The organism is Halostella pelagica (assembly GCF_004762015.1).
Taxonomy (GTDB): domain Archaea; phylum Halobacteriota; class Halobacteria; order Halobacteriales; family Natronoarchaeaceae; genus Halostella; species Halostella pelagica.
Window position 1 is genome coordinate 288,088 of sequence record NZ_SJES01000004.1, and the last position, 12,262, is coordinate 300,349.

The following is a 12,262-nucleotide window of genomic DNA, read 5'->3' on the forward strand; positions in this document are numbered from 1 at the left end:
GACGGGCGCGAACGGACGCAAAACCACAAGAATCAACCCTTATATGGGTGCGTTTCTAACCTCAGGACGTTACGGAGAATACGGTATGAACCAGTGGATAGCAGTCGGCGCGCTAGGTCTGGTGGGGCTCCTCATTCCGCTCGGAATGATGGCGGTGTCGAGTCTCCTCCGGCCGACCGTGCCGGAAGACAGTAAACGCGCCACCTACGAGAGCGGCGAGATTCCGACGGGGACGACACACGTTCGATTCAACATACAGTACTACATGGTCGCACTGTTGTTCCTCGTCTTCGACATAGAGACCGTCCTCATCTTCCCGTGGACGGTCATGTATCGGAACGCACTCGAGAACGGGGCCAGTCTGATGCAGGTTCTTGCCCCGATGCTCGCGTTCATCGGTATCCTCGTCGTCGCACTCGCGTGGGCCTGGCGCAATGGCGCAGTCGAGTGGGCTCGAAGCCCCGAGCAAGCACGGAATATCACCAATGAGCAGCGATAACCCGCGGGAGTCGATCGTCGACAGTACAGCCGCACAGACAAATACGCAAGAGGCTCGGATGGGCGAGGGCGTCGACGACCGCTTCAACTCGAAGCTTCGGGAGGCGTTCGGCGCGTCGCCGTTCATCCTGACGAAGTTCGACAAGTTCATGAACTGGGTGCGGGGGTCGTCGATGTTCATGCTCCAGTTCGGCATCGCCTGCTGTAGCCTGGAGATGATGCACACGTATGCGGTGAAACACGACCTGGACCGCTTCGGCTCCGGCGTGCCGCGCGCCTCGCCGCGACAGGCGGACGTGATGATCGTTCCGGGAACCATCGTCTCGAAGTTCTCTCCCCGGATGAAGCGCGTCTACGACCAGATGCCCGAACCGAAGTTCGTCGTCGGCATGGGCTCGTGTACCATCTCCGGCGGTCCGTTTCAGGAGGGGTACAACGTCGTCAAGGGGGCCGAGGAGGTCATCCCGGTCGACATTCACGTCCCCGGCTGTCCGCCGCGACCCGAGGCGCTGGTCTACGGCGTCGTCAAGCTTCAAGAGCGCATCGCAAACGGCGAGTCCGCACCCGTGACGGTCAAGCCCTACGAACTCGAGCAGTTCGGCGACCTCGAACAGGACGAGATCGTCGACGAACTCGCAAAGGAGATCGACGAGGAAACGCTCGTCATGCGTTACAACTGGGCTGATTCGCCATGAGCACGCAGAAGGAAACCCCCGACAAACCGGTCGTCGAGGGCGTCGACTACGATGCACTAGAGGACCTGCTCGGCGAGACAGTGATAGACCGCGAATCCCACCTCAACGCAGAGGGGTTCGTCGTCCGACCCGACGAGGTCCAGGACGCGCTCTTTACGCTCCGCGACGAGGCGGGGTTTGACCACCTCTCCTGTCTCACCGCTCAGGAGTACGAGGACCGCTACGAGTCCATCTACCACCTGAAGAAGTACGACGACCCGACCGAGGAGGTCAGCGTCGTCGTCCCGACATCGAAAGAAGAGCCAGTCAGCCAGACGGCCGAACCCGTCTACCGCACGGCTGACTGGCACGAGCGCGAGGCGTACGACCTGATCGGGATCGACTACGACGGTCACCCGGACCTTCGTCGGATCCTCCTGCCCGAGACTTGGCAGGGACACCCGCTCGGGAAGGATTACGACCAGGACAAGCCGCAACTCGTCTCCTTCGACGAGCACGCCAACCCGCTACAGGAAGACCACGCGGACGCCGAGTCCGACACGATGTTCGTCAACATCGGGCCGCACCATCCGGCGACACACGGCGTGCTCCACCTCGAAACGACGCTGGACGGCGAGACGGTGGCCGACGTCGACCCCGACGTCGGGTATCTCCACCGGTGCGAGGAGCAGATGGCCCAGCAGGGGACCTACCGCCACCAGATCATGCCGTACCCCGACCGCTGGGACTACTCCTCGGCCGGCCTGCTCAACGAGTGGGCTTACGCGCGCGCCGCGGAGGATCTGGCTGACCTCGACGTGCCGGAGTACGCACAGGTCATCCGGACCATGGGAGCGGAACTCTGTCGCATCGCGGGTCACATGCTCGCGGTCGGGACGTTCGCGCTGGACGTGTACGGCGACTTCACCGCGATCTTCATGTACGCCATGCGCGACCGGGAGAAGGTACAGACCATCCTGGAGGACCTGACCGGCCAGCGCATGATGTTCAACTACTTCCGACTCGGCGGGGTCGCCTGGGACCTGCCCGAGCCACGGGACGAGTTCTTCGAGAAGACGCGGGACTTCCTCGACGACCTGCCGGAGGCGCTGGAGGAGTACCACGACCTGATGACCGGCAACGAGATATTCCAGTCGCGCTGTCTCGACACCGGCATCCTCGAACCCGAGGCCGCCAAGTCCCTCGGCGCGACCGGTCCGGTCGCACGCGGGTCCGGCATCGACTACGACCTGCGCCGGGACGACCCGTACGGCTACTACGATGAACTCGACTGGGACGTCGTCACCGAGGACGGTTGCGACAACTACTCGCGCGTCCTCGTCCGACTGCAGGAAGTCGAGCAGTCCGCGAAGATCATCCAGCAGTGTATCGACCTGCTGGAGGACTGGCCCGAAGAGGACCGCGACATCCAGAGCAACGTCCCGCGAACGCTCAAACCCGACCCGGACACGGAGATCTACCGAGCAGTCGAGGGAGCGAAGGGTGAACTCGGCATCTACATCCGGAGCGACGGGACGGACAAACCGGCCCGGTTCAAGATCCGGAGCCCGTGTTTCCACAACCTCTCGACCCTGCCGGAGATGGCAAACGGCGAGTTCCTCGCCGACATGATCGCGTCGCTCGGTAGCCTCGACATCATCCTCGGGGAGGTGGACCGCTAATGATCGCCCAGCAGAAGACGCTGCTGCCCGACCGAGTCAGTGGCCTGCTGGGCCTCGGTCAGTACGGCGTCGCCGGCGACCTCGTCGCCGCCTTTCTCGCGGCCTTCCTCGTCGGTAACCTGATGCTGGCGATGACCGGCGTCGCCGGCCCGTGGGCGAAACGGAAGATCACGGCCGCGTTCACGGACCGGATCGCCGTCGACCGCATCGGACCGTTCGGCCTGTTCATCATCGTGGCCGACGCCGTCCGCCTGCTGTCGAAGGAACTGATCATCCCCAAGAACGCCGACCGCCCGGCGTTCGACCTCGCGCCGATCGTCGTCGCGTCGTCGGCGCTGCTCGGATTCGCGGTCATTCCGATGGGGACCGGCATCCACCTCGCCGACCCCGAGGTCGGCCTCGCCTACGTGTTCGCCGTCGCTGGGATCGCGAGCATCGGTCTGGCGATGGGCGGGTACGCCTCGGCGAACAAGTACTCGCTGCTGGGCGGCCTCCGCGCCATCGCACAGAACATCGCGTACGAGATCCCACTGGTCATCACCGGGGCGTCCGTGGTCATCTTCACCGGGACGCTGCAGATGAGCGAGATCGTCGCACAGCAGGCCGATCCGCTCGTGACCGTCGCCGGGATCACGATCCCGTCGTGGTTTGCGTTCGTCAACCCGTTCGCGTTCGTGCTGTTCGTCGTCGCGAACCTCGCGGAAGTCGGCCGGAACCCGTTCGACACGCCCGAGGCTCCGACGGAGATCGTCGCCGGATACCAGACGGAGTACTCCTCCGTCTACTTCGTCCTGTTTTACCTGGGCGAGTTCCTGCACATCTTCCTCGGCGGAGCCATCATCGCGACGGTGTTCCTCGGCGGTCCCGCCGGCCCCGGTCCGGCGGCGCTCGGTATCGTCTGGTTCACCATCAAGATCTGGGCCGTCTTCCTGCTGACCCAGTGGTTCCGCTCGGCCATCCCGCGCGTCCGGATCGATCAGCTTATTCAGATCGGTTGGAAAGGAATGCTCGTACTGAGCTTCGCGAACCTGGTGCTCACGGCCATCATCGTGGGGGTGATAGTATGATCGGACTTCTCAAATCCATGGCGACGACGATGAAACACGCACTCGACGGCAACACGTTCACCGTCGAGTATCCGGAAACCGCGCCCGAAGTAAGCCCGCGGTTCCGCGGCGTCCACAAGTTCAGCCAGGAGCGATGCATCTGGTGTCGACAGTGCGAGAACGTCTGTCCGAACGATACGATCCAGATCGTCACTGACGACCAGCGCAACGGCGAGCAGTACAACCTCCACATCGGTCAGTGCATCTACTGCCGGTTGTGCGAGGAGGTCTGTCCCGTCGACGCCATCCTGCTCACGCAGAACTTCGAGTTCACGGGCGACACCAAAGACGACCTCGTGTACAACAAGGAACAGCTGAAAAACGTTCCGTGGTACAAGGACATCGACCCGCTCGAATCCCGCGAACCGGACCGCGGTGCCTGGATCGGGGAAGGCGAAGGCGAACTGGATTACCAGTAATCGCGGTGAGCATACGGTGTGCGCCGCGAGGCGAAACCATTTCACCGGACGCGAACGATCCTTTTCGTTGCTCTCGGTCGATATCACGTTAACACGCCCAGTGACGACGACAGCGGCCGGAACGTGAGTGTCATGTTACTCGGTAACACCACACACGAATTCGGGCGAGAGATCCCGAGCGCCCCAGCTATCAGGTCCCCTGACCTCGCAACAGTCTCGAAATCTTGAAAGGGCATCCGGAGAGAGAGTATAAGCAATGGCACTACACGAGACCATCGCGTTCGCGCTGTTCGCCGCTATCACGGTGGGGAGCAGTATCGGCGTCGTGCTGATGCGGGACGTGTGGCACTCCGCACTACTGCTCGGCGTCGCGCTGTTAAGCGTCGCGGTGCACTACGTGATGCTGCAAGCGGAGTTCATTGCGGCGATGCAGGTCCTCGTCTACGTGGGCGGGGTCCTCATCCTCATCACGTTCGCCGTGATGCTCACACGCGAACCGGGTCCACAGGAGGTGACCGAGACATGAGCAACAAATCGGATATACGACTCGGGAAGCATCTCCTGCCCGGCCTCGGGGCAGTCGCACTGTTTGCCGTCTTCGCGATGACGTTCCTGAACTCGTCGTTCGGCGAGGCGCAGGGCTTCCCGGGCGGCCAATCGATCACCGAGAACCTCGGGCTGGCCATGTTCGACCTGGCGTCGCTCCAGACCATCGAGGCGGAGGGCTTTCTCGTCGCGTTTCTCGTCGTCGCGATAGCACTCGACGCCGCGCTGGAGGGGTCGATCATGCTCGCAAAGCGCGAGGAGGAAGGGGAAGTCGTCAACCCGCTTCGGTCCGAGGCGGACGACGAGACGACGGCCGCTGACGGCGGCCGTCCGGGGGGTGACGACTGATGGCACCGCCGGTCGAGTACTACCTGTTCCTGTCGGCCGCGGTGTTTTGCATCGGCCTGTTCGGGATTCTCACCCGCCGGAACGCGCTGATGTTCCTGATGTCCGTCGAACTCATGTTGAACGCGGCGAATATCAACTTCATCGCGTTCTCGTTTCACCACGGCAACCTCACGGGGCAGGTGTTTAGCCTGTTCACGATGGCGCTCGCCGCCGCGGAGGTCGCCGTCGGTATCGGCATCATCCTCGTCCTTTACCGCAACTTCCAGGATATGGACGTAACCAAACCAGCAACGATGAGGTGGTAACTACATGTTCGAATATGCGCCGGCTATCGCGTTGCTTCCGTTCGTATCGTTTCTGGTCGCGCTCTCCGTGGGCAACTACATGCCCAAGAAGGGAGCGTTCGCAGGTATCGTCGCGATGGGAGGGTCGCTGCTCCTCTCGGTGTGGGCGTTCCTCCGGGTCAGCGGCGGTGAGGTGTACAACGCACCTGACCTCTACACCTGGGTCGCCGCCGAGGAGATAACCCTCCAGTTCGGCATCCTCATCGACCCGCTGTCGGCGATGATGCTGATCATCGTCAGTCTCGTTTCGCTCCTCGTGCACGTGTTCAGTCTCGGGTACATGAACGACGAGGGCGAAACCGGGCTGCCGCGCTACTACGCCGAGCTCGGCCTCTTCTCGTTCAGCATGCTCGCCTTCGTGTACGCCAGCAATCTGCTGATGGCGTTCATGTTCTTCGAACTGGTCGGTCTCTGTTCGTATCTCCTCATCGGGTTCTGGTTCCGCACGGAGAGTGCGGCGAGCGCGGCGAAGAAGGCATTTCTGGTCACTCGGTTCGGTGACTACTTCTTCCTCATCGGCGTGGTCGGCATCATTGCCACGTTCGGTACGGCCCAGTTCGCGGGCGAGGGGTCGTTCCCGGTTCTGGCCGAACACGCACTCGTCGGGGGCGAGGGCTCGATCGATACGTTCCTCGGCCTCGGCGAGCAGGCATGGGTCACCGTTCTCGGCCTGCTGGTACTAGGCGGCGTCATCGGCAAGTCCGCCCAGTTCCCGCTTCACACCTGGCTGCCCGACGCAATGGAGGGTCCGACGACCGTCTCAGCGCTCATCCACGCGGCGACGATGGTGGCGGCCGGCGTCTACCTGGTCGCCCGGATGTTCGGGTTCTACGCGCTGTCACCGACGGCACTCGGAATCATCGCCTTCGTCGGCGGATTCACCGCGCTGTTCGCGGCGACGATGGGTGTCGTGAAAGACGACATCAAGCGCGTACTCGCGTACTCGACCATCTCGCAGTACGGGTATATGATGCTCGGCCTGGGGGCCGGCGGCTTCGTCGCCGGCTCCTTCCACCTGATGAACCACGCCTTCTTCAAGGCGCTGCTGTTCCTCGGGTCGGGGTCGGTCATCATCCTGATGCACCACGAACAGGACATGTGGAAGATGGGCGGTCTGAAGGACAAGGCCCCCGTCACCTACTACACGTTCCTCGCAGGGTCGCTCGCGCTCGCGGGCATCATCCCGTTCTCCGGCTTCTGGAGCAAGGACGAAATACTGTTCGAGGCGCTGCACTACGGCCTCGGCAACCAGCCGTTACTGCTCGGCGCGTACGCGATGGGACTAATCGCCGTGTTCTTCACGGGATTCTACACGTTCCGGATGGTGTTCCTGACGTTCCACGGCGAACCGCGCTCGGACGACGCGCGTGACCCGCACCCGGTCGGCTGGTCGGTCAAGATCCCGCTGGTCGTCCTCGGCCTGCTGGCGACGTTCATCGGCTTCGTCAACATGGTGCCGGTGGCGGAGCTACTCAACGCTGACATCGAGTTCCTCCACCAGTGGCTCGACGGGCCCGAGGAGACCATTACCTCGGTCCACCACTACGAGGAACTGCTCCACAACGAGAACGCGGCACATTACGTCGCGTCCGACATCGGTCCGTACCTTCCGGGGGCGCTCTCGCTGGCGCTGGCGCTCGCCGGTGCCGGCCTCGCGCACAAGTTGTACAACGTGCCCGATCCGGAGCCCCACACTGAAAAGCTCGGCAGCATCCGCACGCTGTTGAAACACAACTACTACCAGGACGAGTATCAGGTCTGGCTCGCCGAGGGCGTGACGCAGCCGATCGCTCGCGCCGCGAACAAGTTCGACCAGACGGTGGTCGACGGCGCGGTCAACGGCATCAGCAGTGTCAGTCTCGGCTCTGGGCAGCGTGTCAAGCGCATTCAGACCGGCATCGTCACGAACTACGCGGCGTTGCTGACGCTCGGACTCGTGGCGTTACTCGTCGTTGTCGGCCTCTACGGAGGGTGGTTCGTATGATCATAGAGACACTCATGGCAGTCACGTTCGTCGGCTCGTTGGTCGCCTTTATCGCACCCGACCGCTACGCCGGCGAACTCGCGTTCGGAATCAGTGCGCTTCCGCTCGTCGGGAGCCTCGTGTTGTACAGTCGATTCGACGGAAGCGGGAACGCCCTGATGGACGGGGGCCAACTCGCCTTCGAGAACTCCGCCGAGTGGATATCCCTCGGTGCGTACTCGCTCAACTGGCACGTCGGCCTCGACGGGATCAGCCTCCCGCTGATCGTGTTGACGACGGTGCTGACGACGCTCGCCATCGTCTCGGCGTGGACGCCCATCGACGAGCGACAGTCCCAGTTCTACGGGCTGGTGCTTTTCATGGAGGCGGGCCTCCTCGGCGTGTTCAGCGCGCTCGATTTCTTCGTCTGGTTCGTCTTCTGGGAGGCCGTCCTCGTGCCGCTGTACCTGCTCATCGGCGTCTGGGGCGGTCCGCGCCGGAAGTACGCGGCGATCAAGGTGTTCGTCTACACCAACGTGGCCAGCCTCGCGATGTTCATCGGCTTCGTCGCGCTGGTGTTTAACCTCCCTGTCGACACGTTCGACCTGCCAACGGTCGCACAGTCGCTCAACGCGGGCGAACTCCAGTCGCCGAGTTGGACGAGCGCGAGCGCGCTGAAAACCGGCGCGTTCATCGCGATGTTCGCCGGGTTCGCCGTGAAGGTTCCCGTCGTCCCGTTCCACACCTGGCTTCCGGACGCTCACGTCGAAGCGCCGACCCCGGTATCCGTGTTGCTGGCGGGCGTCCTCCTGAAGATGGGGACGTACGCCCTGCTGCGGTTCAACTTCACGATGATGTCCGACGTCGCCACCGCGAACGCGGAGATAATCGCCATCTTCGCCGTGGTGAGCGTCATCTACGGGGCCCTGCTCGCACTGGCTCAACAGGACCTGAAACGCATCGTCGCGTACTCCTCCGTCTCGTCGATGGGGTACGTCCTTCTGGGTCTCGTCGCGTACACGACGTTCGGCGTCGGCGGCGCGACGTTCCAGATGCTCTCGCACGGTCTCATCTCGGGACTGATGTTCATGGCCGTCGGCGTCATCTACAACACGACGCACACCCGGATGGTCACGGACATGTCCGGGCTGGCCGACCGGATGCCGATCACCGTCGGCATCCTCATCGGCGGCGCGTTCGGCTACATGGGCCTGCCGCTGATGTCCGGGTTCGCCGCCGAGTTCTTCGTGTTCCTCGGCGCGTTCCGCTCGGGAACGATATCGGGCGCACCGGTGTTTACCGGGGTGGCGATGTTCGGCATCGTCATCGTCGCCGGCTATCTGCTGTTCGCGATGCAGCGCACGCTGTTCGGGCCGTTCAGGCTCGACACTGACTACGAGGTGGGCCGCGCGCCGCTACACGACGTCGCGCCGCTTTTCGCCCTCCTGTTGTTAGTCATCGCGCTCGGCGTCGCGCCGGAGCTGTTCTTCGACATGATCCGTGACGCCGTCAACCATATCCCGGCCGTCGAGGCCGGCGTTGGAGGTGGTCACTAATGGCTCTATTCGAACTACCGGAGTGGGCCGCGCTCGCGCCGACGTTCGTCCTCGCCGCGACGTCGTTGGCCCTGCTCGTCATCGATAGTATCGACCCCGATTCGACGAACCGCCCGATGCTGGCCGGAACTGCGACGACGGGCGCGTTGCTCGCACTCGCGGTCACGGGCTGGTATCTCGTCGCCGGCGTCGGTGACCCGAACGGCCGCGGTATCGTCTCGCTGTTCGGAACGGCGCAGGTCGACGGAACGGTGTTCGGCGGCCAACTCGTCGTCGACCAGATGAGCCTGCTGTTCACGTTCATCTTCGCGAGCGTGACGGCGATGGTGACCGTCGCGAGCTATGACTACCTGCGCGGCCACAGCTATCAGGCCGAGTACTACTCGCTCGTCATGCTGGCCGCGACGGGGATGTCGCTGATGGCCAGCGCAGCGAGTCTGGCGACCGTATTCGTCAGCTTCGAACTGCTGTCGCTCTCGTCGTACGCGCTCGTCGCGTTCCTGAAGAAAAACCGCGGCAGCGTCGAGGCGGGCCTGAAATACTTCCTCATCGGTGCGCTGTCGTCGGCGGTGTTCGTCTACGGTATCAGTCTGGTGTACGCCGTCACCGGGTCGCTCCAGTTGGCTGCCGTCGCACAGGCGGCCGCCGGGACCGAACTCGTCGGCGTTCTCGGACTGGGCGTCATACTGGTACTCGGCGGTATCGCGTTCAAGACCGCCGTCGTGCCGTTCCACTTCTGGGCACCGGAGGCGTACGAGGGGGCTCCCGCGCCGATCAGCGCGTTCCTCTCGTCCGCGTCGAAGGCGGCCGGGTTCGTCGTCGCGTTCCGCGTGTTCACCCTCGCGTTCCCGTTCGAGACGTTCCTCGACCTCGGCGTCGACTGGGTGCTTGCAGTCCAGATCCTCGCGGTCGTCACGATGACCCTGGGTAACTTCGCGGCGGCGACCCAGACCGAAGTCAAGCGCATGCTCGCGTACTCCTCGGTCGGACACGCCGGCTACGCGCTCATCGGTCTCGCCGCAATCACTGGCTCGAACAGCGAGATCGTACTCGGTGCCGGAATGATGCATCTGGTCGTCTACGGCTTCATGAACACCGGCGCGTTCCTCTTCGTCGCGCTGGTCGAGTACTGGGACGTCGGCCGGACGTTCGAGGACTACAACGGCCTGGCGACCCGCGCGCCGGTCGCGTCGCTCGCGATGACGGTGTTCATGTTCAGCCTCGCCGGCCTGCCGCCGTTCGGCGGGTTCGCGAGCAAGTACATCCTGTTCATGGGCGCGGTCAACGCCGGCTTCTGGTGGCTCGCCGCCGTCGGTGCGGTCAACAGCGCGCTGTCGCTGTACTACTACTCGCGGGTCGTCAAGGCCCTCTGGTTCGAGGACCCGAGCGACGACGTGGGGAAGGTCGGCATCGCGAACCAGCCCGTTGGACTGTACGCGGCGATCCTGTTCGCGGCCGTCGCGACCGTCGCGTTGCTGCCCGCGTTCGGCCCCGTCTCCGACACCGCCGTCAGCGCAGCGTCGTCGCTGCTGCCCTGACGAACTCGCTGTTAGCTCGGAACGGCACGTTTTACCGACCGGAGTCGTGAGTGAGCGTATGGTCTCTCGACTGGTGCTGGGGTGTGGAGCGGTTGGCCAGCGTCTGGTCGAGAAGGTAGCGCTCCGCGAGGGGGACCTCGACGTCATCTGTGGCGACAGCGACCGCGTCGAGACCCTTCGCAACGAGAGCGTCCGCGCACAGGGAGCCGATCCGACAGACCCCGCGGTGGTCGAGGAAATAGCGTCGGCCCCGGACGTCGTACTTATCGCCGGCGACGACCCTGAGCACAACGTACGGATGGCCCAACTGGCCGAGGTGGCGTTCCCCGACGCGTTCCGGATGGCGTACGCCGGCGTCGACGCGACCGACGCTCAGCGAGCGAAGATATCGGAGGCCGTAGACTCGCTCGTCGACCCGGGTGGAGTGATGGCCGAGTACGTGGCCAACCTGGTCGCCAGCGAGGCGGGGACGCAGTCCCGACGACTCCGCCGGACGCTCCGGCGGGTCGGTGGTCGACTCGCGATCGTCACGCACGACAACCCGGACCCGGACGCCATCGCCAGCGCCGTTGCGCTATCTCGGCTGGCCGCGTCGATCGGAGTCGAGTCGACGCTGTGTTACTACGGAGAGATCAGCCATCAGGAAAACAGGGCGCTCGTGAACCTCCTCGACCTCGACCTCCGTCAACTTGCGCCGGACGAAGGGGTGAGCGAGTTCGACGGGGTGGCGCTCGTCGACCATTCTCGACCGGGAGTGAACGACCAGTTGCCCGAAGACACCGAAGTAGACGTAGTCATCGACCACCACCCGCCGCGAGCACCGGTCGAGGCGAAGTTCGTCGACCTCCGGAGCGACGTGGGCGCGACGAGCACCCTTCTCACCGGCTATCTGAACCAGTTCGGGTTAGAGTTGGATACGACGGTTGCGACGGCGCTTTTATACGGGATCCGGGTCGATACGGCAGATTTCAGCCGAGAGGTGTCAGCGGCTGACTTTCAAGCGGCGGCGACGCTGTTGCCCCACGCCGACGCAGGCATTCTCGAACGCGTCGAAATGCCGTCGATCAGCCAGGACACGTTCAACACTATCGCGCAGGCGATCCGACATCAGGTGATAGAGGACGACGTCCTCTGCTCGTACGTCGGTGACGCCGTGGAACGGGACGCGCTCGCGCAGGCGGCTGACAAACTGCTAGAGATGGAAGGGATCAACGCCACAGTCGTGTACGGGTTATCGGACGGCGTCGTCTATCTCTCGGCGCGGTCGCGGGGCACGGACCTCGACCTCGGCGAAACGCTCCGGTCGGCCTACGACCAGATAGGCAGCGCGGGCGGCCACGCCGACATGGCGGGAGCGCAGATACCGCTCGGTGTAATCGGAGAGGTGGAGGACGACGAACGTCTCGAAGACGTGATCAGAAACGTCGTCACTGACCGCTTCTTCGACGCAGTGCGCGAACGCCGCGTCGACAGGGGGAGTCCGTTCAGCGCGGAAAGCGGACAGTTCGAGTTCCCCTTCGTGTCCGCCGACTCCGAAGAAGAGATGGGGGATCACGACGTATGAGACGGACCGTCAGCCGGTCGAACC

12 protein-coding genes are annotated in these 12,262 nt (G+C 63.7%); all 12 read left to right on the top strand.

Annotated features, from left to right (window positions below; all coding sequences use genetic code 11):
* The first annotated feature begins 85 nt into the window (after positions 1 to 85).
* The 12 genes from EYW42_RS12160 (at position 86) to EYW42_RS12215 (ending at position 12,238) form a co-directional block, all read left to right on the top strand.
* Positions 86 to 499 (top strand): NADH-quinone oxidoreductase subunit A, encoded by a 414-nt coding sequence (locus EYW42_RS12160; protein WP_135535560.1) that lies wholly within the window; start codon positions 86 to 88, stop codon positions 497 to 499.
* Entirely contained in the window at positions 486 to 1,193 is a 708-nt protein-coding gene (locus tag EYW42_RS12165; RefSeq protein ID WP_135535561.1) for an NADH-quinone oxidoreductase subunit B, read from the top strand. Before EYW42_RS12160 ends, EYW42_RS12165 begins: the two co-directional genes overlap by 14 nt.
* Positions 1,190 to 2,854: an NADH-quinone oxidoreductase subunit D gene (locus tag EYW42_RS12170; RefSeq protein ID WP_135535562.1), complete on the top strand. Its 1,665-nt coding sequence runs from the start codon at positions 1,190 to 1,192 to the stop codon at positions 2,852 to 2,854. The genes EYW42_RS12165 and EYW42_RS12170 overlap by 4 nt, the downstream gene beginning before the upstream one ends.
* Positions 2,854 to 3,921: a complex I subunit 1/NuoH family protein gene (locus EYW42_RS12175; RefSeq protein ID WP_135535563.1), complete on the top strand. Its 1,068-nt coding sequence runs from the start codon at positions 2,854 to 2,856 to the stop codon at positions 3,919 to 3,921. Before EYW42_RS12170 ends, EYW42_RS12175 begins: the two co-directional genes overlap by 1 nt.
* Complete coding sequence (locus EYW42_RS12180) at positions 3,918 to 4,379, top strand: NuoI/complex I 23 kDa subunit family protein (RefSeq protein ID WP_135535564.1); 462 nt, start codon at positions 3,918 to 3,920, stop codon at positions 4,377 to 4,379. Before EYW42_RS12175 ends, EYW42_RS12180 begins: the two co-directional genes overlap by 4 nt.
* Before the next feature lie 256 nt (positions 4,380 to 4,635).
* Positions 4,636 to 4,905, top strand: a complete 270-nt coding sequence (locus tag EYW42_RS12185; protein ID WP_135535565.1) for an NADH-quinone oxidoreductase subunit J — start codon at positions 4,636 to 4,638, stop codon at positions 4,903 to 4,905.
* A complete protein-coding gene (locus tag EYW42_RS12190) occupies positions 4,902 to 5,273 on the top strand; it encodes a hypothetical protein (RefSeq protein ID WP_135535566.1) in 372 nt (123 codons plus the stop codon). Before EYW42_RS12185 ends, EYW42_RS12190 begins: the two co-directional genes overlap by 4 nt.
* Positions 5,273 to 5,578: an NADH-quinone oxidoreductase subunit NuoK gene (nuoK, locus tag EYW42_RS12195; protein ID WP_135535567.1), complete on the top strand. Its 306-nt coding sequence runs from the start codon at positions 5,273 to 5,275 to the stop codon at positions 5,576 to 5,578. The genes EYW42_RS12190 and nuoK overlap by 1 nt, the downstream gene beginning before the upstream one ends.
* 4 nt (positions 5,579 to 5,582) lie before the next feature.
* Positions 5,583 to 7,601: an NADH-quinone oxidoreductase subunit L gene (gene nuoL / locus EYW42_RS12200; RefSeq protein WP_135535568.1), complete on the top strand. Its 2,019-nt coding sequence runs from the start codon at positions 5,583 to 5,585 to the stop codon at positions 7,599 to 7,601.
* Positions 7,598 to 9,136 (top strand): complex I subunit 4 family protein, encoded by a 1,539-nt coding sequence (locus EYW42_RS12205; protein WP_135535569.1) that lies wholly within the window; start codon positions 7,598 to 7,600, stop codon positions 9,134 to 9,136. The genes nuoL and EYW42_RS12205 overlap by 4 nt, the downstream gene beginning before the upstream one ends.
* Positions 9,136 to 10,674 (top strand): NADH-quinone oxidoreductase subunit N, encoded by a 1,539-nt coding sequence (locus EYW42_RS12210; protein WP_135535570.1) that lies wholly within the window; start codon positions 9,136 to 9,138, stop codon positions 10,672 to 10,674. The genes EYW42_RS12205 and EYW42_RS12210 overlap by 1 nt, the downstream gene beginning before the upstream one ends.
* Before the next feature lie 58 nt (positions 10,675 to 10,732).
* Positions 10,733 to 12,238: a DHH family phosphoesterase gene (locus EYW42_RS12215; RefSeq protein ID WP_135535571.1), complete on the top strand. Its 1,506-nt coding sequence runs from the start codon at positions 10,733 to 10,735 to the stop codon at positions 12,236 to 12,238.
* Positions 12,239 to 12,262 lie beyond the last annotated feature (24 nt).

Coding starts and splice junctions, on each gene's coding strand:
- EYW42_RS12180 (WP_135535564.1), top strand. CDS start 3,918: ATGATCGGACTTCTCAAATCCATGGCGACGACGATGAAACACGCACTC.
- nuoL (WP_135535568.1), top strand. CDS start 5,583: ATGTTCGAATATGCGCCGGCTATCGCGTTGCTTCCGTTCGTATCGTTT.
- EYW42_RS12165 (WP_135535561.1), top strand. CDS start 486: ATGAGCAGCGATAACCCGCGGGAGTCGATCGTCGACAGTACAGCCGCA.
- EYW42_RS12160 (WP_135535560.1), top strand. CDS start 86: ATGAACCAGTGGATAGCAGTCGGCGCGCTAGGTCTGGTGGGGCTCCTC.
- EYW42_RS12215 (WP_135535571.1), top strand. CDS start 10,733: ATGGTCTCTCGACTGGTGCTGGGGTGTGGAGCGGTTGGCCAGCGTCTG.
- EYW42_RS12190 (WP_135535566.1), top strand. CDS start 4,902: ATGAGCAACAAATCGGATATACGACTCGGGAAGCATCTCCTGCCCGGC.
- EYW42_RS12205 (WP_135535569.1), top strand. CDS start 7,598: ATGATCATAGAGACACTCATGGCAGTCACGTTCGTCGGCTCGTTGGTC.
- EYW42_RS12175 (WP_135535563.1), top strand. CDS start 2,854: ATGATCGCCCAGCAGAAGACGCTGCTGCCCGACCGAGTCAGTGGCCTG.
- EYW42_RS12185 (WP_135535565.1), top strand. CDS start 4,636: ATGGCACTACACGAGACCATCGCGTTCGCGCTGTTCGCCGCTATCACG.
- EYW42_RS12170 (WP_135535562.1), top strand. CDS start 1,190: ATGAGCACGCAGAAGGAAACCCCCGACAAACCGGTCGTCGAGGGCGTC.
- nuoK (WP_135535567.1), top strand. CDS start 5,273: ATGGCACCGCCGGTCGAGTACTACCTGTTCCTGTCGGCCGCGGTGTTT.
- EYW42_RS12210 (WP_135535570.1), top strand. CDS start 9,136: ATGGCTCTATTCGAACTACCGGAGTGGGCCGCGCTCGCGCCGACGTTC.